This window comes from Bythopirellula polymerisocia (assembly GCF_007860015.1).
In the GTDB taxonomy this organism is placed as follows: Bacteria; Planctomycetota; Planctomycetia; order Pirellulales; family Lacipirellulaceae; genus Bythopirellula; species Bythopirellula polymerisocia.
Genome location: NZ_SJPS01000001.1, coordinates 1,422,588 through 1,442,445, shown reverse-complemented (window position 1 = coordinate 1,442,445; position 19,858 = coordinate 1,422,588). Strand labels below are relative to the sequence as shown.

General features: G+C 53.7%; 16 protein-coding genes and 1 pseudogene. 9 read left to right on the top strand and 8 right to left on the bottom strand.

Going from position 1 to position 19,858, the window contains the following annotated elements:
• The first annotated feature begins 200 nt into the window (after positions 1–200).
• Both Pla144_RS05755 and Pla144_RS05750 read left to right on the top strand, forming a co-directional pair.
• Entirely contained in the window at positions 201–755 is a 555-nt protein-coding gene (locus Pla144_RS05755) for a fasciclin domain-containing protein (protein WP_146448673.1), read from the top strand.
• A 187-nt stretch (positions 756–942) separates the two neighbouring features.
• Complete coding sequence (locus tag Pla144_RS05750) at positions 943–2,433, top strand: sulfatase (protein WP_231936183.1); 1,491 nt, start codon at positions 943–945, stop codon at positions 2,431–2,433.
• A 25-nt stretch (positions 2,434–2,458) separates the two neighbouring features.
• On the opposite strand, the gene Pla144_RS05745 is transcribed toward Pla144_RS05750, so the two are convergent.
• A complete protein-coding gene (locus Pla144_RS05745) occupies positions 2,459–3,850 on the bottom strand; it encodes a DUF3999 family protein (RefSeq protein WP_146448670.1) in 1,392 nt (463 codons plus the stop codon).
• Positions 3,847–6,378: a DUF2339 domain-containing protein gene (locus tag Pla144_RS05740; RefSeq protein ID WP_197530404.1), complete on the bottom strand. Its 2,532-nt coding sequence runs from the start codon at positions 6,376–6,378 to the stop codon at positions 3,847–3,849. Before Pla144_RS05740 ends, Pla144_RS05745 begins: the two co-directional genes overlap by 4 nt.
• Before the next feature lie 233 nt (positions 6,379–6,611).
• On the opposite strand from Pla144_RS05740, the gene Pla144_RS25460 reads away from it, so the two are divergent.
• The 6 genes and pseudogenes from Pla144_RS25460 to Pla144_RS05710 all read left to right on the top strand — a co-directional run bounded on the left by Pla144_RS25460 (position 6,612) and on the right by Pla144_RS05710 (position 12,305).
• Complete coding sequence (locus tag Pla144_RS25460; protein ID WP_146448666.1) at positions 6,612–6,779, top strand: SEC-C metal-binding domain-containing protein; 168 nt, start codon at positions 6,612–6,614, stop codon at positions 6,777–6,779.
• A gap of 221 nt (positions 6,780–7,000) precedes the next feature.
• Positions 7,001–7,951 carry a nucleotidyltransferase domain-containing protein gene (locus tag Pla144_RS05730; protein WP_146448664.1) on the top strand — a complete coding sequence of 317 codons (951 nt, stop codon included), beginning with the start codon at positions 7,001–7,003 and terminating at the stop codon, positions 7,949–7,951.
• Positions 7,948–8,709: pseudogene (locus tag Pla144_RS25015) on the top strand (nucleotidyltransferase domain-containing protein); the annotation flags it as partial. The gene Pla144_RS05730 and the pseudogene Pla144_RS25015, both read left to right, overlap by 4 nt.
• Positions 8,710–9,649: 940 nt before the next feature.
• Positions 9,650–10,384, top strand: a complete 735-nt coding sequence (locus Pla144_RS05720) for an AAA family ATPase (protein WP_146448659.1) — start codon at positions 9,650–9,652, stop codon at positions 10,382–10,384.
• A 185-nt stretch (positions 10,385–10,569) separates the two neighbouring features.
• Complete coding sequence (locus tag Pla144_RS05715) at positions 10,570–11,286, top strand: PEP-CTERM sorting domain-containing protein (RefSeq protein WP_146448656.1); 717 nt, start codon at positions 10,570–10,572, stop codon at positions 11,284–11,286.
• 98 nt (positions 11,287–11,384) lie between these two features.
• Complete coding sequence (locus Pla144_RS05710; protein WP_146448654.1) at positions 11,385–12,305, top strand: hypothetical protein; 921 nt, start codon at positions 11,385–11,387, stop codon at positions 12,303–12,305.
• Between the two features lie 139 nt (positions 12,306–12,444).
• Here Pla144_RS05710 and pepF read toward each other — a convergent pair whose 3' ends face one another.
• The 6 genes from pepF to Pla144_RS05680 form a co-directional block, all read right to left on the bottom strand.
• Complete coding sequence (gene pepF, locus Pla144_RS05705) at positions 12,445–14,268, bottom strand: oligoendopeptidase F (RefSeq protein ID WP_146448651.1); 1,824 nt, start codon at positions 14,266–14,268, stop codon at positions 12,445–12,447.
• Positions 14,269–14,312: 44 nt separating this feature from the next.
• The gene (locus tag Pla144_RS05700) at positions 14,313–15,332 is read right to left on the bottom strand and encodes a beta-ketoacyl-ACP synthase III (protein ID WP_231936181.1); all 1,020 of its coding nucleotides are present in this window, start codon (positions 15,330–15,332) and stop codon (positions 14,313–14,315) included.
• Positions 15,333–15,451: 119 nt separating this feature from the next.
• Positions 15,452–16,126 (bottom strand): hypothetical protein, encoded by a 675-nt coding sequence (locus Pla144_RS05695; RefSeq protein ID WP_146448649.1) that lies wholly within the window; start codon positions 16,124–16,126, stop codon positions 15,452–15,454.
• A gap of 103 nt (positions 16,127–16,229) precedes the next feature.
• The gene (gene pyrE / locus Pla144_RS05690; protein WP_146448647.1) at positions 16,230–16,769 is read right to left on the bottom strand and encodes an orotate phosphoribosyltransferase; all 540 of its coding nucleotides are present in this window, start codon (positions 16,767–16,769) and stop codon (positions 16,230–16,232) included.
• A gap of 76 nt (positions 16,770–16,845) precedes the next feature.
• The gene (locus Pla144_RS05685; RefSeq protein ID WP_146448644.1) at positions 16,846–18,195 is read right to left on the bottom strand and encodes a LysM peptidoglycan-binding domain-containing protein; all 1,350 of its coding nucleotides are present in this window, start codon (positions 18,193–18,195) and stop codon (positions 16,846–16,848) included.
• 194 nt (positions 18,196–18,389) lie between these two features.
• Positions 18,390–19,055 carry an endonuclease III domain-containing protein gene (locus tag Pla144_RS05680; protein ID WP_146449069.1) on the bottom strand — a complete coding sequence of 222 codons (666 nt, stop codon included), beginning with the start codon at positions 19,053–19,055 and terminating at the stop codon, positions 18,390–18,392.
• A gap of 229 nt (positions 19,056–19,284) precedes the next feature.
• Here Pla144_RS05680 and Pla144_RS05675 point away from each other — a divergent pair, with 229 nt between their 5' ends.
• On the top strand, positions 19,285–19,824 hold the full coding sequence (locus Pla144_RS05675) for a DUF2617 family protein (protein ID WP_146448642.1): 540 nt from the start codon (positions 19,285–19,287) through the stop codon (positions 19,822–19,824).
• The last annotated feature ends 34 nt before the right edge of the window (positions 19,825–19,858 follow it).

The following is a 19,858-nucleotide window of genomic DNA, read 5'->3' as shown; positions in this document are numbered from 1 at the left end:
ATTCCGGTATAAATCCAAGAGAACGATTTGACCGAATTTACTGCGGGCTTGGCAAGTTTGGTTGCTCTTGATGAGAACCTCAGACTGCTTAAACCCACAATGCCCATCCGGATGGTGGCCACCAGGGCGAATAATTCGCATCAATCGTCCAATCAAAGACTGAAGTAAACCCTAGACCCATATTTTAAAAGGAACGTGTCATGTTGTATTCCCTAAAAAAGTCGCTTATCTCGACTATTGCCTGCTCCCTATTGGTTGCGCCATCACTGGTAAACGCTGGTGAGCAGTGCTCTAAGAGTACTGCCCAAGCAACCCACGTACAGACTGTTGCTTATACGAAAGAAGCTAAAATGGATATCGTCGACACTGCTGTGAATGCCGGATCGTTCACAAAGCTGGCCGCTGCACTGCAAGCAGCCGGTTTAGTTGAGACTCTGCAAGGTGACGGTCCATTTACCGTCTTCGCTCCAACTGATGAAGCTTTCAGTAAATTGCCTGCCGGAACCGTCGAATCTCTACTGAAACCTGAGAGCAAAGAAAAGCTTACTGGTATCCTGACTTACCATGTGGTTCCCGGTAAGGTAATGGCCGCAGATGTAGTCAAACTTCAGAATGCTAAGACTGTTCAAGGATCTGATGTTGATATTAAAGTTGATGGCGGCAAAGTGATGATAGATGGTGCAAATGTCGTGAAGACCGACATCGAGTGCTCCAATGGCGTTATTCACGTCATCGACGCCGTGATCCTGCCATAACTGAAAGATTGTCTCAATCATTACAGGCCTCCATGCCTGGACAACGCCCACATCGGAAACGATGTGGGCGTTTTGCTGTTTAAGCTTATCTTTGTGAGAGTAAGCAGCAAGAACTCATCGAACACGCTACAATGCTGGGATTGTCCTTTTCCGATTCCTTCCTTTTCTTGCGTCTCCCAGCAGTTCGATGTCGATTCATATTGCCGAACAAATTCGTCCCCTTCAGTTGTTCACCATTCTTGCAGCTGCCTGGTTTACCACACTGTCCAGCTTCGCCGACATGAAGCCAAATGTCCTGTTCATCGCCATCGACGACCTCAACGATTGGATTGGCTGTCTCGAAGGGCACCCGCAGGTGAAGACTCCGAATATGGACGCACTCGCGGCGCGCGGAACGCTGTTCACTTCTGCTCACTGCCAATCACCACTCTGCAATCCCTCTCGGACGAGCTTGCTGCTGGGATTGCGCCCTTCAACCACCGGTGTCTATGGACTCGCCCCCTGGTATCGCGACGTCCCCTCGCTTGCTGAAATTGTCAGCCTGCCGCGTTATTTTCGGCAGCACGGTTATCGCACCTATTCCGCAGGCAAGATTTATCATGGAAACCACGGACGTACCCCCGGTTTGGAGTTCGATGAGATCAGACCTCCTCCTTCCTTGGCCCCATTCCCACCTGAGAAGTTGGTCAGCACCCCCTCCCCTAACCGCTTGGTCGATTGGGGACTGTTCCCGCACCGCGACGAAGACAAGGGAGACTGGCAAGTCGCCAGCTGGGGTGTTGAGCAGTTACACGTAAAGCACGATCAACCTTTCTTCCTGGCGGTGGGTTTTTCGTTGCCGCATGTACCCTGCTATGCAACCGAAAAATGGTTTGACCTCTATCCCGATGAAACCCTCCAATTGCCAGAAGTCCGTCTCGACGACCGCAAAGACACGCCCCGTTTCTCTTGGTACATGCACTGGCGCTTGCCCGAGCCGCGATTGCGTTTCCTGAAAGAAAACGACCAATGGAAAAACTTAGTCCGATCCTATCTAGCCTGCACTAGCTTTGTCGATAGCCAGGTGGGTCGGGTGCTGACGGCGCTGGAGGAAAGTCCCTTTGCAGAGAATACCATCGTGGTCCTTTGGTCCGACCACGGCTTCCACCTCGGTGAAAAACTTATCACGGGCAAGAATTCGCTCTGGGATCGTTCAACACGCGTGCCGCTCATCTTCGCCGGACCGGGGATTACTCCCCACGCCGTTTGCAATCGGCCTGTGGAATTGCTCGACATCTATCCGACCCTTGTTGAACTCTGCGGTCTACCACCTAGGCAAGGGCTTGAAGGAGTCAGCCTCGTCCCTCAATTAAAGAATGCCAGCGCAAAGCGCGATCGCCCCGCCATCACCACCCACAACCCCGGCAACCACGGCGTACGTTCAGAGAAATGGCGGTACATTATCTATGCCGACGGCTCGGAAGAACTGTATAACATGCAAAAAGATCCTAACGAATGGACGAATCTGGCAAACCGCTCCGAGTACGATTCTATCAAGGCAGATCTTCAGCGGTGGTTACCGAAAAAGAGCGCGCCGCATGCCCCTGGGAGTCGAGATCGAATTCTCAAATACGAAAATGGGGAAATCGAGTGGGAAGGAACGAACATCGAGCCCGAAGAGCCGGTGCCTGAGCTGTAAGTAAATGCGATTAGCGTATTCATACTTATGGCTCCCCTACTCCATCCAGATTCCGAGTCGCCCGGTACAATCCCACTGCCAGCAACACCACTAGCACCGCGATGATCGCCGTGAGCACGGGTCCGTCGTTCAAGATTCGCTTGAGCAGTGGCTCGCCCGGTTCAGGCGCGACGTCCGACTCGACTGCCTCACCTAGTGTTGCATCCACTGGAGCAAAACCCTCCTTGAGCGAGGCGCTCAGTGCCACGGTGTCGAAGTTCGGCGGGTCTAGCGTCTTGCTATCATAAGCCAGGCGATAATCAACTTTCGGAGCCGCGAGGAAAACCACCTCATACGCATTGCCCCGCGCAGTGACGTTTTTCACCCCTAAGGGAGGACTGTCGCGGTTTTCGATTACCAGGCGATACTCGGTTTCGCGATGCTCTGGAAAATTGATGGAGAGCGACTTCCGCTTGAGGCTGCGAAAATCTAGATGCGTGAGATTGGCTGTGCCGATTGCTTGCCACGACTCTTTTTCACTAATATCTCGTCGCACTTCTACCCGCGCTGAGCGGCTGAAGTTGCGGTCCGCTGTATCCAAGGTCAAGCGAGTAAGCGGCTCACGACGCGACTTCAAATAAACAAGCGTCTCATGTGCTTCGGAATCTTGCTCGATCCGCTCGACTGTGAGGGGGTATACCACCCGTTTGTTTCGCACTGTGTCGAGCCGCATTTCATCGTGCCAAAGTTCGATACGATCGATGCGAAATGGCTGGCGCTTGATGGTCTGCCGCTCGGTGCGACTAGTTTCCTCGTCGCCGCTCAGATTGCGCGACAGCTCAAGTAACTGTGACTGCTGCTCTTGGGTAACATTCTCAATGGTGATGCGGATCCAAGATCGCTCTTTGCCCTGAGACGTAGGAAGCTCGATCGAGAGATTTCGCACGTCCATGAACTGGGAGTAATCAAAAATGAGCCCGTCCTCGACGAGCGGCTGCCAGATCTTGCCATCGGCAGATGATTCGATCCGCACACGATGCTCAAAGTTTCGCAGAGGTGTGATCAGTCGAATCCCTTGTGGTTGCTCGGGATGTTTCTCCAGATCAATGCGGAACGTGATCTCAAGCCCGCCATCATCGAGCGGATGCAGCGAAATGTCTTCAGCTGTCCACACCTGCTTTACTTTACGCCCTACTTTGGTCGTTGTCTTGCGCACGAGAAATGCCGCTTCCTCCTCTGAACCTTTTAGAACTCGCAAATCGGGATAACCGGCGCGGGTGGCTGCATAGATGTCGCTATCCAACTGCGCGGCAACCAACTCTTCGGTCTCCAAGGGAGCAAATTCAATTGGCTTTGTGAAACGGAGTTGATTCTCGGCGCTTGCGGGAGTTACCAGCAGTAAACTACCCAACATCGCTGCAAGCCATCGCTTCCTCATACTTCCTCCTTCTCATCGTCGACCGACTTTTCTTCAGTGGAATCGCCAACTGCAAAATTCTCGCGGTACTTGAGATACACGAACGAGCCGGCCATCAGCAAAACTCCGAGAACACCAAACGCCACAATCCGCCAGAATTGATCGAGTCGTGCCATATCAACAAAGAAAACCTTGAACGACACGATCGTAAACAGTGCGAGGCCGAGATAGCGCAACGCAACAAGATTCTTGCCGATGCCGCGGAGGATGAGTGCCAGGGCAAATACCGCCCAGAGAATCGAAACCCCGCCAGCCTGAAGTCCTTCGTATTGATGGTACAGGTAGCTGTTCACCTCGAGGGTGAGATAGATGAATAGCATCGCTAGGCTTGCAAATCCCAAGATGCTACGAATCTGTTCGCCCGAGCCACGCTTGGCCATCAGCGCATACGCTCCTCCAAGAAAACCGATGATCGCCCCAAAATCGATCAACCGCATTAAAGCGTCGCGGAAGGAGTAGGGATGCGTGTAGAGCATTCGATCGTTCACGCCCCAAGAAGGTAGATCGTAAAGGAACAGTTTTGAGAGGACCCCTACTACGGCAATGCCCAGCAGCCCGAGAAGCAAATTGTTTGCACGGCGCGAGTACTCGAACAAGAAGAAACCACACAACCCGATCCAAAGGATCGTGAGAATCGGCAGTCGCGCAGGAGCGTAAAAATGCCCCATTGTACGGTTGAGTTCTAAATGCAGATAGAGAAACGCCATCGTGAACGCTGCAAATACCAACATGCGGAGTGTTGCCGAACCACCGAGCCAAGGTTCAATATCGTTCGCGGAGGTGATGACAGACGCCTCCGACGATGGCGGAGGTTGTTTTTCCAACATGCGGTAGGCCAGGCCGAATGAAGCGATGGGAATTCCGAACGCGATCACCCGCTCGACCAGCGCGCGGAGATAATCAGAGAGTGGCAGGTCGGCCGTCGAGGTAACGCCGCCAGAGAACTGCCTACCCAGGTCGTAGAAACAGAACCTCGCCAACACGATGCCAAATAAGATGAGCGACACTTGACGAACGAAATTACTGCCGAGCTTTTGTGCCACCCACATCAATACCACCGCCTGGATCGCCCAACTGGCGGTGATCCACTCGCGCGAAAGCACGAGTGGCATAGTGATCGCCAAAAAAAACGTCGCCAGGCCGATCATAGAGACTAAGAGTTCGCGGTCGACCAGCTTGCGGCGGAGGAAGTAGTAAATGTGAATCGTGTAAAACGCCGTGAGGCCCAGCGAGAGTGCCGCTATCCACTTGCGGCCGTACATTTCGTCGATCAACCTGTATCCCACGGCAAAGAATACACCCGCGTTGATAAACATGGCGATCAAGTCAAGCAAATTCGACTTGGTATGCCGCACGATCTTGTACAGCACCGTCATCGCAGAAAAGAGCACGAAGAAAGCGATCATGAAGGGAAACACTTCCCAGAAGTGGGATTTATCGTATTTCAGCATCGAGGCAAAGAACAAGATGTACGTCGCGAAGAAACTCAGATAGTTGACCAGCGGCCAGTTCTTCCAATAGCAGATGCCTAACACGCCGATTCCCAAGATGAGCACATAGCCGAACAAGCCTGGGAAGTTCACTACGCCAGTCGAAAGCATAACCGGTGTGAGATAGCCACCGATGATACCTAGTACCGCGACCAGCATCGAGTCAAAGCGAACCGCGATCCCTCCGGCAAGCACGGTCACCATTCCCATCAACGCAAATGCCGGAGTAGCGGCTACCAGATGAAAAAGATTCGAGGCAGCGAACACACTGAAATAAAGTGTGGCCAGCCCGGCTCCCAACAGGCCCTGCCCGAGCACATGATATTTTTTCCCAAGGATGCGCGTACCAACGATAAGCAGCACGAGTCCCGTGATCACCGAGAGGGCAACCCGCGCCTGGGGACCGAGTAACCCGCGCTCGATGGAATACTTGAGGAAAAACCCGATTCCCACGACCAACACTAACACACCGACTCGCAACAGCCATTGGCTCGCAACGGCGTACTCCATCGACACTCCTGCCGGTACGTGCTCTTCGCCGACGATGATCCAGTTCCAAATCTTGTGCAACGTTTCCTTGGCCGCGACCTCGAAACGACTTGGCTCTCGAGGCAGAACCGGTTCCCGCACGAGTTCTGTATACGGTACTTGAGGCGTAGATTTTTCTGGGAGGTCTTCTTCTTTTGCAACTTCTTTCTTTTCGAATGCCCACATCGCTGGCTCAAGCGGCCCAGGAGACTCCGGCACTTCTGATCGGGTCGGCTCGGGCGGAGGTGGTGGGGGTGGTGTCGGCGTAGCCGGTTCAGTAGTAGAAGGCGCTATACCTCCGCGAAGATCCGTTACTTGGCTGCGTAGCTTATTGAGTTCGTTACGGAGCGAGCGAAAACTGTCAGTCTGCTCCCGCTCCAGCCGTTTCACGACGATGTAGGTACCGATAGGCACGAGAAACACCACGGCCAAAGCCGCAAGGCCAAGCATCAGGAAAAAGACCTCTTCCATTGCGACCCTCACACAAGATTTCAACTGAAGAAAAGCGAGTTCGCCACCGGCATCCATTATCACCTGCAAGGTAAGAAACTCCTAGTGGGAAAAAGACGTGTTTCACGACGCGAACCTTCACTGGCAATGATTTGTCCCCTTCCTCTATGCTTCCAACGAATCTTTTTTTCTGAATCACCGCAGGAGGTGACCCATGTGCCACAGCATCAACGAAGACCACTCCTTTCGAATCTATGAGCAAGCGCCGCCACGGCTATCCCTCTGAGACGCGGGTCAAAGCCGGCGTGCGCATCGTTCACGGTGGAAAACTCCTGGAAGAAAAACTCGGCCGCAACGACCACTGCCCCTGCGGAAGTGGAATGCGTTTCAAACGCTGCTGCCTAAAATCAGGCCGCTTTTGACGGGGTGAACCGGGACGACTACTTTTAGGGAAAAATGAGTAAATGCAAACAGAGGATTTCCATCATCGGGCGGAAGTCCTCGTTTGTTAGAGTAGTCGTTTGTCTTGTAAATACTTTTCGAGTGATTTATGCTCCTCACCCTACTCAGTTCGATTCCTGCCAGTAGGCCCAGAAGTTGCGGAAGTTGGTGCACCTTCGCAGATGGGTATATTTGAGAGAAAATGAAATCGCGCGTCCACAATAGCCCGAATCTCATCTACTCGGTGGGAACGCAGGTCGTTGCACTCAAACAAGTGCAAGGATCCAACGGGGAAGCTGTGCACCCAGCGGGTGCTGTGGGGGTTGTGGTGCGTTCACCTGGTGACCGACAGCATTCGTACCGTATTCGCTTCGTCGATGGTTTTGAGGCCGCTCTGCATCATGACAACCTCATGCTGCTCGCAAAGTATAAGCAGGGAGCGATCAACGATTCGGATCAGGTACTATCAACGCATGGTTTGTTCGACCGTGTCATCTATCGCTGCGTCGTGGGCTCGCGGGCATTTGGTCTCGACACGGGGGAGTCGGACACCGACCGGCGTGGCATCTACCTGCCACCCGCCGATCTGCACTGGTCGCTGTACGGGGTGCCCGATCAGTTGGAGAACGACGACTCCGAGGAGTGCTACTGGGAACTGCAAAAGTTCCTCGTCATGGCCCTCAAGGGAAATCCGAACATCCTGGAGTGCCTCTACACGCCACTCGTCGAGCACGCGACGCCACTCGCCAAGGAGCTACTCGCCATGCGAGACGCCTTCCTCTCGCGGCTAGTCTACCAGACGTACAACGGCTACGTGATGTCGCAGTTCAAGCGGATGCAGGCCGATCTTCGCAACCAGGGCAAGGTGAAGCCGAAGCATGTGATGCACCTTATCCGCCTGCTGCTGTCGGGTATCCACGTGCTCCGCGAGGGTTTTGTGCCGGTTGACGTCGGCGAGTATCGCGAGCGGCTCTTCGCCATCAAGAATGAAACGATGCCGTGGGATGACATCGAGGTGTGGCGAAAGGAACTACACAAGGTGTTTGACCGAGCGCTTTCCGAGACCAAATTGCCGGAACGACCTGATTACGAACGGGCAAACGATTTCCTTGTAAAGGCCCGCCGCCTGGCCGTAGCGGAGGAGCTTCCATGAACGCCCAGATTATCGATTACGACAAACTGCGAAAGCAGGTCGATGCCCATCCATACCCGCTCCTCTTCGCGACGATTAGCGGGGCTCACCTGTATGGGTTTCCGTCGGCCGATTCCGACTTCGACTTGCGTGGAGTCCACCTCTTGCCGCTGGAACAGGTGGTCGGCCTCGACGGGCCTGATGGTGGAGGCGAAGAGACTGTCGAGAAGGAAGGAATTCACGATGGCATTGAGATGGACCTCGTGACACACGACGCGAAGAAGTTCTTCGGTCTGATGCTGAAGAAGAACGGCTACGTGCTAGAGCAACTGCTTTCGCCGCTGGTCGTGCACACAACGCCGGAGCACGATGAGCTAAAGGCGATTGCCAAGGACTGCATCACCCGCCACCACGCCCACCACTATCTGGGCTTCGCCGCGAGGCAGTGGCAGCTCTTCCGTAAAGAGGACCCGCCAAGGGTCAAGCCACTGCTGTACGTCTACCGCGTGCTGCTGACCGGTATCCACCTCATGCGAACCGGCGAAGTTGAAGCCAATCTGCTGACGCTCAACGAGACTGCGAAGCTGCCGTACATCGATGAGCTGGTCGAGCGGAAGCTAGCTGGACCGGAAAAGGGGTGGTTGGACTCTGCGGATGTGGAATTTTACCAACGGGAATTCGAGCGGCTGGTCGCAGAGCTAGAAACTGTGATGGCGGAATCGACACTGCCGGAACAGGCAAGCGGCAAGGACGCGTTGAATGACTTGTTGGTGCGGCTATCCAAGTATCGTTCAGGAACGCCTTGGAATCCTCCCTTTCTTACACTTAACAAATACCATTTGTCGAAATTCAATGCGCGAAAAGAAGTGATCCGACTGCTCACGGCGACTGGAAATACTGAACCTAGTAGCGGATGGAAGAGTGTGCAAGTAAATTGGAAGGATACAGACACAATAGTTCAATCGTTTGAAGAGTTAGTCCAAGAAGCTCGATTGAATGGTACTATTCCCAGAATCCAGGATCATTTGGACAAAATCGACTCTGTATTTGGTCATGGCATATCATATTCTTCGACTCCTAACTTTCAATTGAAACAAAAAAGCAGCTTTGCGGGACGAGAACACGAAGTTCAAGGGCCATGTCGCTCGGCATTCTCTGAGCGAGATCTTGTCGAAGACATTCTTTACTATCGGATCAAGGCTTGCGAATTGAGTTGCCACTACGACTTTCAACCTACATGTCGATACTATCGAGCATATTTGTTCGCTTGCTTGTCTATAGTTGATGCCTTTATAAATCGGCATATTCTACTTGCGGAATATGAGGGATTTTCAACTCCTGAGTTTGAAGAATTGAAATCGGCGACCAAAACAGAAGACCGCATAAGACTTTGGTTTGCTGTTTGCAGCAGCAAGAATCCTCAGAAATTCTTCAAGTCCAAAGAATGGTGCCATTTTCAAGAACTTCGAACGAAGCGAAATGAGGTTACGCACGCAGTCGAACCAATTGGAGCGTATTCACTTCGTGATATCCACCTATATCTGAACAAAGTAAGGACTGGTGTTGGAGGCCTTCTGTTATTGATGCGTAATGCTCATGAAAAGCCAACCCTTGGCTTCATTGAGAGATTGCGGAGCGCACCGCTTGTTGACTTTAGGCAAATTAGATTCAGGGCAGATGGGCTTCACCATATCAAGGAAATCAAAGGTAGCTAAGACATTGTACGTATCCATCCCCAACTTATCCCTAGTCGTACTCATTGGCCCTAGCGGGTCCGGTAAGAGTACGTTCGCACGCAATCACTTCCTGCCGACGGAAGTGCTGTCGAGCGACTATTGCCGTGGGTTAGTGAGCGACGACGAGAACAGCCAGGCTGCGACGACCGACGCATTTGACGTGCTGCATTACATCGCCGCCAAACGGGTGGCGGCCGGACGATTAACCGTCGTCGACGCGACCAATGTCCAGCGAGAAGCCCGGCAGCCGTTGGTTGCTTTGGCAAAGAAGTACCATACACTGCCGGTTGCCATCGTCTTCAATCTTCCCGAGAACGTATGTCAGGATCGGAACCGCAATCGGGCTGACAGAGACTTTGGCCCACACGTCATTCGCCAGCAACGCTCTCAGTTACGGCGGTCCATCAAGGCACTCAAGCGGGAAGGATTTCGACATATTTTCGTCTTGGAGTCTCCCGAAGAGGTCGACTCCGTCACGATTGAGCGGACTCCGCTCTGGAACGACAAGCGAGACGACGAATACGGCCCGTTCGATTTCATTGGCGACGTGCACGGCTGCTGCGATGAGTTAGAAGACTTGCTCACAGAGCTTGGCTACGAGGAACTCCAAAAAGTTTCTTATCATGGCCCTCAAGGGCAATTCAAATGGCCTGGAGTACCTTTACACCCCGCTGTGGGGAGCAGTCATGTGCAAACTGCGGTACTAATGTGCGAATGAAATCGCGAATTGAAGATTTCAATACGCAAATTCGAGATGAAACCGTTTGCATTTTCTAATACGCGTTGTTAGGCTTAGTATTATGGCCTTATAGAGCGGGATTCGAGCTCCTGCCCACCTTTTCTGTAGCTTGAATTTCTGTTCTGGTTTCTTTTTTCACAGTTTTTGAATTGAAGGAGTGTCTCATGAGATGGCAACTTGCCCTGCTGTGTGCATTGGCCACAGCGACCCCTGCGTCCGCGGTCACGATGTCGTTTGACTTCGGCAACAACGCCCGGCTAACAAACTTGTCCGGCTGGAACGATGTTTTCCACGCCAGCGGTTCTCCGACGGATACGCTTTTTGTCGTGGTTGACGAGAACGGAAATGCGGTGCCTGGCGTAACTCTCGTGGAGACCGATCCGTTCTATATCGTGGGTCAACCCTCGCAAGGTGGCTCCGAAAGCCCCTCGGGCGCCGCGGCTGGTTTTCCCGTCGACGCGACGGACGACTATTACTTCGGTCACACCGGAGCTTTCGGCGGGGGCGACGACAATCCAACCGGCGGCTTCAAACTAACGGGGTTAGATCAAAACCTCGCTTACGACTTTACCTTCTTCTCTTCGCGGACTGGTGTCAACGATAACCGCGAGACCGCCTTCAGCGTAACGGGAGCAAACGTCGGCAGCGGCGTAATCGCGACCTCAAATAACGATTCTGAAGTTCTCTCGCTCAATGGCATCACGCCCGACGGCAACAGTGAAATCTCAATCGCGGTCATGGCTGGACCGAATAACGACAACGGCAATGGCTTCTACTACATCAACTTGATGCAAGTCAGCACCGCTATTCCCGAACCGACAACCGGCTTACTGCTCGCCCTGGCAGGTGGTTTCGCGGCGTTCGGTCGTCGACGTCGTTAAGAAAGAGTTCTCGCACCCCAGAGCACCTGGGGTGCGAGATCTTTCAAACCAAGTGTCTCCACACCTGTTGCAGTTCAATCTGGAAAGGGAGCGGCTCGATGAATCTTAACCTATGTCGGGGTGCGCTCGTCGTGCTCGTCCTCATTGCGGGGTCGGCAAAGGCTCAGCCACTCAACATCATCTTTTACGGCAACAGCTTCACCTTTGGGGCTGGCAGCTCTCGGCCAGTGGACTCCCTCGTGAGGGATCTCGCCACCATCGCCGGGCACGATCGCCCCTTCACGATCAGCGCGGCGGTCTCCGGACAAGATTTGGAATGGCATGTAGCGAACAACACGAACCGGATCACCACTTCGATAGCTCCGGGGAATAACTGGGATTTCATCGTCATGCAGGAGCACTCAACCAAGCTCACTCGGGCGTACGACGGTCAGCCCGCTTTCCCGGCGAGCATTGATGAGTCTAAAACTACCGCCGTGCAATTGCACAACATCGCCAAACAGCACAGCCCTGGTGTGAAGCCCGTACTGTACGAAACTTGGGCTCGTGGTCCAGGACACGCTTTCTACTCCGGGGCAAACCCGCTCTTTACCGGCCCTGATGAAATGCAGACAGAGATCCGTGCCGGCTACGACATGTTGCAAGTAGCGCTTGATGACGCTGCTGGTGGAGATGTGACACTGCTGGCACCCGTTGGCGACGCCTGGAAGGAAGCCGACTTTGATAACCTGCATGCGGGCGATTTGTGGCACGCCCAGAATCGGGGAACCTTGCTTGCCGCGCTGGTGATCTACGGCACGATATACGGCGACTACAATACTAGCGATCTTGACCTCACTGATCGTCAGCTCCTTAGCTCGCTCAACCTGACTGTCGCGGACGGGGCATTCCTCACCGCTGCCGCCGACGCTACCTTGCGGGCGGAAAATGTCCCAGAGCCGTGTGCCGCGACCGTCACGATTGGAATTATGCTGATCGGCGCCTCCTCCCGTCGAGCAGAGTGTTTACGGCGCCGATGAACTCCTTACCGCCTTTGTGTTTCGAGCACAAATGCCCCAGCGAGGCTTGCTTTGCTGGGGCATTTTCTGCTGGCTCAGGCAAGACTTGGCCGGTTAAGTTTGCATCATCGACGAACACATGTTGGCTCAGTGGACTCGCCTAGAGAATCGTATCCAACTCGTCCACCAGCGATTCAAATCGCTCTAGGGCGGTGTTGACGGGAGCTGGCTTCTCCATGTCAACACCCGCGTCACGTAAGAGATCGAGGGGAAACTTCGAGCAGCCTCCTTTTAGGAATGAGAGGTAATCGGTGAGTTCTTGCTGTCCTCCATTGAGGACGCGCTCGCTCAAGGCGATGGCTGCGGACAAGCCCGTCGCGTATTTGTAAACATAAAATGCTCGATAGAAATGGGGGATTCGCAGGCATTCGAGTTTCAGTTGCGGGTCGATTGTGAACTCGGGGCCAAAGTAGACTTCTAGGAGTTTGTAGTACTCGCTCTTGAGGCGATCGATCGTGAGGGGTTCACCGCTTTCTGACAAGGCGTGAATGATCTTCTCGAACTCGGCAAACATCGTCTGGCGGATGATCGTACCGCGGATGGCGTCGATGTCGCGGTTGATGAGGTAGGCCCGCTCTTCGGTCGTGCCGGCTTGTGCCATCAAGTGGCGGCTGAGGAGTTGCTCGTTAAATGTGCTGGCCACCTCGGCGACGAAGATCACGTAGTTGTAATACTGGAACGGCTGATTACTGGAAGAGTAATAGCTGTGCATCGAGTGGCCCGCCTCGTGCGTGAGCGTAAAGACATGATCGAGTACCGAGGGTTGGTAGTTCATCATGATATACGGTGAACTATCGAACGTGCCACAACTGAAGGCACCGCTCTGTTTGCCGCGATTGGGATAGCGGTCGCACCAGCGATCGGTTGTCAAACCACGTTCCAGGACACCAACATACTCGCTCCCCAAGGGTTCAAGCGAACCGATCACCGTCTTCACGGCCTGCTGCCAGGTCCGCCGCTGATCAAGATCACTGAGGATAGGCACATAAGTGTCGTAGTGATGGATGTCCTTAAGCTTCATCTTGCGGCGGCGAAGGTCGTAGTAGCGATAGAGCGCAGGGAGTTTACTTCTCACTGCCGCAATCAGATTGTTGTACACCGAAATCGGCACATTGTCGTGGAACAGGGCTGACTCGATCGCACTCTTATAACCGCGAGCCTGGGCATAGTAGACATCGCGTTCGACCGAGCCGTTCAAAGTGGCGGCCAATACATTTTCGTGGCCCGCAAACACTTCGTAGAATTGATGGAACGCAGTCGATCGGACAGTCCGCTTCGGAGAGTGCAGGAGGGCTGAGAACGAGGACTGCGATAACTCAATTGTTTCGCCCTTTTCATCCTTAATCATGCCAAACTTGAAGTCAGCATCGGTCAACTGGCGAAAAGCGTGGTTGGCCGTGTCGGACATCTTGCTCTGCATCGCCAGCAGTTTTTCTTCGGCGTTCGAGAGGGTGTGTGGCCGATAGCGGACAATTCGTTCGAGCATCAACCGAAAAGGAGCAAGCGGTTTTTCTTGCAGGAACTGGGCGAACTTCTTCGCGGGAATAGCCAGAATCTCAGGACGGATGAAACTTGCCGCCTGGCCGGCTGCGCTGGCGGCGTGCTGATAGCGACCGATCATCCGTTGATATTCACTGTTGGCGGTGTCTTCGGTCGTCTTGAGAAAGGCATAGGTTCCGATCCGCTCGGCTCGGCGATCGAACTTGGTATCGAACTCCAGACACTTGGCGAGTTGCTGTGCACTTTCAACCAAAGTTCCTTCGAAGTCCGCGTAGCGTTTGATCTGCTTCTCCCAGGCGAGAAAATCTTTTTCCCAGGCCGCATCGTTTGCGAACAGTGACGCCAGATCCCAGGTGTCGGTCAGCTTGACTTTGCTTCGAGGAAGGAGAGTGGAAGTCTTGGGCTTTTTCTTAGTGGGCGGCATTTTGGAATCCATTCTATTTTTTTACGCAGAGGTCGCGGGTCTTGCTACCAGCGGAGGGCCATGGTGCCCCAGGTGAGGCCGCCGCCGAAGCCGCACATGAGGAGATTTTGCCCACGGCGGATCTTGCCGGCGCGGTTCGTTTCATCGAGGGCAATAGGGATGCTGCCGGCGCTTGTATTGCCATAGCGGTCAAGATGCATGACGACTCGCTCGCGATCGATTTCCAGAGCCTCGGAAGCGGCATCGAGGATTCGGACATTGGCCTGATGAAATAGCCACCAGTCAATATCGCCAAGCTCTAGACCGGCCGTCTCGATGATTTGCCGCGAGCTTTCGTCAACGAGTCTCACGGCCCACTTGAATATGGGTCGACCGTCCATCGTGACAAACCAATCCCGCTGGTCGACACGGGCCGGATCAAAAGGTTTAGCGGCACCACCCGCATTGCGGCACAAGAGGTCAGCACCCGCGCCATCTGAGCCAAGCGTATAGCATAGGGCGCCCTGTTCAGGCGAGCCGGGTGCTAAAAGAACCGCACCTGCACCGTCGCCAAAGAGAGGGTAAGTTTTCTTGTCCGTGGTATCGAGGACGCGAGAGTTGGCGTCGGCGCCAACTATTAGCACTCTCTTGCAGCAACCGGTGGCGATAAATTGCATTCCAGTGGCCAGTGCATACACAAAACCAGTGCAAGCCGCAGCCAGGTCCATTGCTCCGCAACTCAAACCCAAGGAGTCTTGCACCATTGGTGCCGTCGCAGGAAACAGGCGGTCGGGCGTGAATGTAGCCAATAGTAAAAGATCGACGTCGGAAGTGTTGACCTGTGCTGATTCGAGACATCGCTTAGCGGCTTCGATGGCCATGTCGCCGGTGGACATTCCAGCAGGGACGTGCCGCCGCTCTCGGATGCCTGTGCGTTGAAGAATCCAGTCCGCATCGCAACCGAGCGAACTGAGATCCTCGTTGGTCACGACATTGTCGGGCACAAAACTGCCGGTCCCCACGATCTGCACGCCCATGAGTTTGCTCAGGGGTGTTTTTCGCAGCCGGGTTACAGGATCGCTCATCAAGGCAGCCTTATCTGGATCAACTGGCGAAACTCCAACGAAGTCGATCTTGGACAGATTTGGAAAAGGTAAATCGTATCAGATTTGGCCGTTGCATACAGTGCCGTCAGGCCGGCTTTTCACGCGGCCCGACGTGAATGGCGGTAAAGGATTGCGTTACCTTCCTTGCCAACCATGCGGATGCCGCCGGTTTCTCGCAGGCAATACGCAATTCGCTGGGCATCGGAGCGGGAAATTTGCATTGCCTTGGACAGATGGCCCGTGTGGAAAGTCGTCGGCAGGCTCGACGGCAATAGGCGACGAAGGTCGGCTAAGGTGCGAAACTTGTGCGTCTCGACAATGCCGAGCAGTCGCTGGTCGGCAATCTGGAAATCGCGCTCCCGCCGTCGTCGACGACGACCGTGTCCTGGGTAGCGCAGCTCCTCGACTTCAACTAAGGCAACCTCCAAAGTGAGACGCTTGTGTGGAAAAACCCGAGTGAAGTAAACCAGCTCATCGAACAGATCAAGCAACTTGCCGCGTTTGGGACTCAGGCGGCGACTTATCTCGGGGCCGTTTTTCTTGGCATGGTTGATGAGTTGCTTGGTGGCAATGATCGGCTTGACTACGGTCACCTTGTGCTCGACCAACAGCGCCGTAATCTTGTCTCGGATCGCTGCCAGCGAACCATGCTGAATCTCGAATAACCGACCTCGGCGAATTGCGTCGATGCGATATCCCGCACACGCGACCTCCTGCAGGCTGGCGTCCCCTGCATAATGCTCCTTCAACTGGCGATGTAGGGACGTTTCCATGAAAAACTGAAAGATTCAACGCAGAGAATATATGGTATCGAAATTCCCCTCTGCGAATCTCTGCGCCTCCGTGGCCTCTGCGTTTAACTTGAAGCGATCTATGTCAAATACCAAAGTCTTTAATCGAAAACAGCGTCGTCAACTCGTAGCCGCGTTCGGCAAATGCCTCGCGGCCTCCTTCGAGGCGGTCGATAATGGCTAACACTCGCTCGACTTTCAGCCCGACCGCTTCGCAATGTTCGATCGCCTTAAGGGACGAGCCGCCAGTGGTGACGACATCCTCAACGATCACCAAACTCTCACCCGACTCGTACGGACCCTCGACATGCTTACCGAGACCATGCCCTTTGGGTTCCTTGCGGACCATCACGCCGCGCAAGGGAATGTCTCGCATCCCAGCCAATGTGAGAATCGCCGCGGTGATGGGATCAGCCCCGATGGCCATACCTCCCACAAGCTGCGGCATGTTGCCTTCAAGCAGTTCGAGCATGCCAGCGCCGATGAGTTTAGCACCCTGCGAATCGAGGGTCACTTGACGACAATCGAGGTAATAGCTGGCCTGTTTACCTGAAGCGAGAGTGAAGTCGCCAAACTTGAGTGCCTGCTGTCGAATGAGTTCGACGAGTGCTTGTCTGTCGTACATGCAATATTCCGGGTGGTTCTGTTGAGTGAAACAGACCGCATTATGCCAAATCAACGTGGCACGATGCTAGCGCACCCTATCGGCGGATAATCACTTGCGAACCAAGCGAGAGGATATCATAGACATCCTGAACATCAGCACTCTTGAGCTGGATGACTCTGCCTGCCGAATCGGATACATTTGAAGTTGAACTCGCCCCACGCAGGATAGTCACCTGATTCACCCCCGGTTCGGAGCTCTTGAGCAGAATGCTTTTCTCTTCTGTCGCGGCATCGGCAGGTCCCACGTTACCAGGAGTCAGTAGCTTTTGATCCACGACCCAGTAACCGTCTTCGATAGATGTCGTTGGAGCAAAGTCCAATTGAAATTTTCCTGCATAACGACGGTCCAGCATCAAGACTAGTGAATGATTGCTTAGATCGATTCGCGCTGTGAAAGGCCCTCGAATCACCTTTAGCCGCTGCCCAGGCTGGAGTTGATTGGGATCAGAGATACCGTTGATTTTCGCCAGTAATTGCCAGGGAATCTCATACTTCTGGGCGATATCTTCGAGCCGCTCTCCCGCTTGCACGAGGTAGGGAGATTCTAGACGATGCTCGGTAGAGTAAATAACACTGCCAGCAAGCTGACTTAGCAGGTTTTGCACCTCGGCAGCTTCGCTCTCCGAGAGAGACGGATCGCCATACCAATCCGAGAGCATCAGCAAGGCCTGGGAAAGTTCGCCGCGATCAAGGGCTGCCTGCACAGTCAGGCGGGCCGTTGAAAAGAGCGATGCTTGAGAGGCCTCGGTGGAACCTGCAGGAGGGAACGTATCGGTGGGAGTGATGGGAGGCTCTGGAGTAAAGTCAGGGGCTGTCGTCGCGGCAGCGGTTTTCGATGGGGCAAGAGATTTTGAACCCGACGTAGCCTGTTGTGGGGGCTGCGATGTTGCGGGTTGAGTGCTCAGATTTGTCGAGGAGCTTTGAGCACCCGATTCATAACGATTGGCGGCTGGCGGGAGCGCCGGCAGTGGTGGTAAGGGGGGTGTTGCGCTGGCGGTGGTCGATTTCGTATCGGTCTTTGGTGGGGCCTGTTCAACCACAGAAGGTGCATCATATTCGGGGAGAGGCGCGTTGGGATTGAATGCGGGAGGTGCCTCACTCCTAGAGTTTGCGTCATATGGAGGTGCTGATTCGAAACTCGGTGCCGCACCAAATGCGGGTGCGGCTGAAGAAGCTACCGGCGCAGTAGTATTCTGATCGACTATCTGTGGCGCGAATTGAGCCAGGCCACCGCCATCCATACCACCGATTTCGATATCCTCAGAGAGATTCCACTCGAGGGCAGCTTCGGGAATGACGGGTTCGGTTTCGTTGATCTTCATATATAGGAAGAGACCAACGATGGCCAAGAAACCAATAGTGATAAGAGGGCGTAGCGAATTCACGGCTTGTTCTCCATAACAAGCGGTAGGGATAGTAAGCGTTCAACTGAAGCGCAGCTGACAGAAAAGACTATTCTTTTCAGCAAGCCAGATCAGAAGGCGTGAGAATGATAGGCAAACTAAGTTGCCCCGGCTATATCAGTCTTGCGCTACTATTGAGTCCGCGAAAATGCATGCGAAGAGCGTGCTAGCACTGCCTATTTCTCCTTGACCAATCCATGTACCGGCAATAACTCCTGCAGTGGACACCCCTCACACTGAGGTGTCTTACGGCAATGTTTTTTCCCGACTTCAACTATCAATGCGTGAAAATCGTTGTAGATGGTTGCATCCTCTGGCAATTCCTGGGCGATGTGCGCCTGGAGGGCATGATACGACGTGCCATGCGGCACCCAGCCGTGTCGGGCAAAGACTCGAAGCGTATAAGCGTCTACGACCATTGCCGACTGGCCTACCGCATAGAGCAAGATCGAGTCGGCTGTCTCGGGACCGATGCCATGGACTGCGAGCAATTTCTCGCGGAGTTGTGGCATGGGAATCGCCTGCATCGCGGTGATCTCTCCGCCGAATTCGTCGACGAAAAACTGCACGAGAGACCTCAGTCGCTGGGCCTTGATGCGAAAATATCCCGCGGGACGAATCAATTCCTGCAAGTTTTCAAGCTCTATCGCTAGCAATTGGAGTGGCGAAAGAGCTTCGGCGGACTTGAGATTTTCGATGGCTCGTTCGACATTCCTCCAATTCGTATTTTGAACCAGAATGGCACCGATCATCACCTCAAATGGTGAATCAGCAGGCCACCACTTCTGAGGACCCCAAGCTTCGAAAAGTCGGCGATAAATCTGTTGAGCAATCGGGAGCATAGTCTGAAGATTATCCACACAAAGAAAGACTGCAACAGCTAGCATTTTGAGTCGAGTAAGTCTCTTTTGAGACTTACTCACTACTTGTTTGTCAATACTGAATTCGAGGTAACTTGACCCATAAAAATTTTCCCTTTGAGGTGGTTGCCAACGATAACTATAATCGAGGTATCAATTGCAATCATTCATCCCATTATCATTGTCTTCCATTATCAAAGTGAGCCAAACCGTGTTATCCGTTCGACCGAGAGTTGCCGAGCTTGTCTGCCAACTATACGGCAGATCGTTGCACCCTGAATTATTCGACATCCATCAAACACAGTGCTACGAGCGCGGACAATATCGGGCATCGGTGAGAATCACCAGCACCGGGCATCTTGTCACCTGGCAAGTTGGCGACCTACTGCTGACGGAAGTAACAACCTCCGCCCACGCGGAACTCCCGCAAAAGCGGCGACTTATGTCAAACCGCATTCGCGCCTCTCGCGAGGATTACTTGCAGTGCAATGGCGGCATTCGCTACGATTTATCATTCTCGCTCGAAGCCACGAGCACCGAGAAGATGCGTCACTATCAGAATGAACTCTCACTTCAAGCCATTCGCCAAGGGATCTTGCAGCGATTTGACGCGAGTGGTCGCTTTGAGGCCGGAGCACTCAGCTACATCAACGTCGAGGCCCGTGACAAACTCTTCCGAGTTCAGGCGTTTCATACCTTTCCTGACGATGCCGCAGTCGTTCGTATCCAGTCGAAGTTTCAACTGCCGTAGTCTGGCTCGCTCGGCTGGAACCCGGAGGCAGGTG

Coding starts and splice junctions, on each gene's coding strand:
- Pla144_RS05755 (WP_146448673.1), top strand. CDS start 201: ATGTTGTATTCCCTAAAAAAGTCGCTTATCTCGACTATTGCCTGCTCC.
- Pla144_RS05750 (WP_231936183.1), top strand. CDS start 943: ATGTCGATTCATATTGCCGAACAAATTCGTCCCCTTCAGTTGTTCACC.
- Pla144_RS05745 (WP_146448670.1), bottom strand. CDS start 3,850: ATGAGGAAGCGATGGCTTGCAGCGATGTTGGGTAGTTTACTGCTGGTA.
- Pla144_RS05740 (WP_197530404.1), bottom strand. CDS start 6,378: ATGGAAGAGGTCTTTTTCCTGATGCTTGGCCTTGCGGCTTTGGCCGTG.
- Pla144_RS25460 (WP_146448666.1), top strand. CDS start 6,612: ATGAGCAAGCGCCGCCACGGCTATCCCTCTGAGACGCGGGTCAAAGCC.
- Pla144_RS05730 (WP_146448664.1), top strand. CDS start 7,001: ATGAAATCGCGCGTCCACAATAGCCCGAATCTCATCTACTCGGTGGGA.
- Pla144_RS05715 (WP_146448656.1), top strand. CDS start 10,570: ATGAGATGGCAACTTGCCCTGCTGTGTGCATTGGCCACAGCGACCCCT.
- Pla144_RS05710 (WP_146448654.1), top strand. CDS start 11,385: ATGAATCTTAACCTATGTCGGGGTGCGCTCGTCGTGCTCGTCCTCATT.
- pepF (WP_146448651.1), bottom strand. CDS start 14,268: ATGCCGCCCACTAAGAAAAAGCCCAAGACTTCCACTCTCCTTCCTCGA.
- Pla144_RS05700 (WP_231936181.1), bottom strand. CDS start 15,332: ATGAGCGATCCTGTAACCCGGCTGCGAAAAACACCCCTGAGCAAACTC.
- Pla144_RS05695 (WP_146448649.1), bottom strand. CDS start 16,126: ATGGAAACGTCCCTACATCGCCAGTTGAAGGAGCATTATGCAGGGGAC.
- pyrE (WP_146448647.1), bottom strand. CDS start 16,769: ATGTACGACAGACAAGCACTCGTCGAACTCATTCGACAGCAGGCACTC.
- Pla144_RS05680 (WP_146449069.1), bottom strand. CDS start 19,055: ATGCTCCCGATTGCTCAACAGATTTATCGCCGACTTTTCGAAGCTTGG.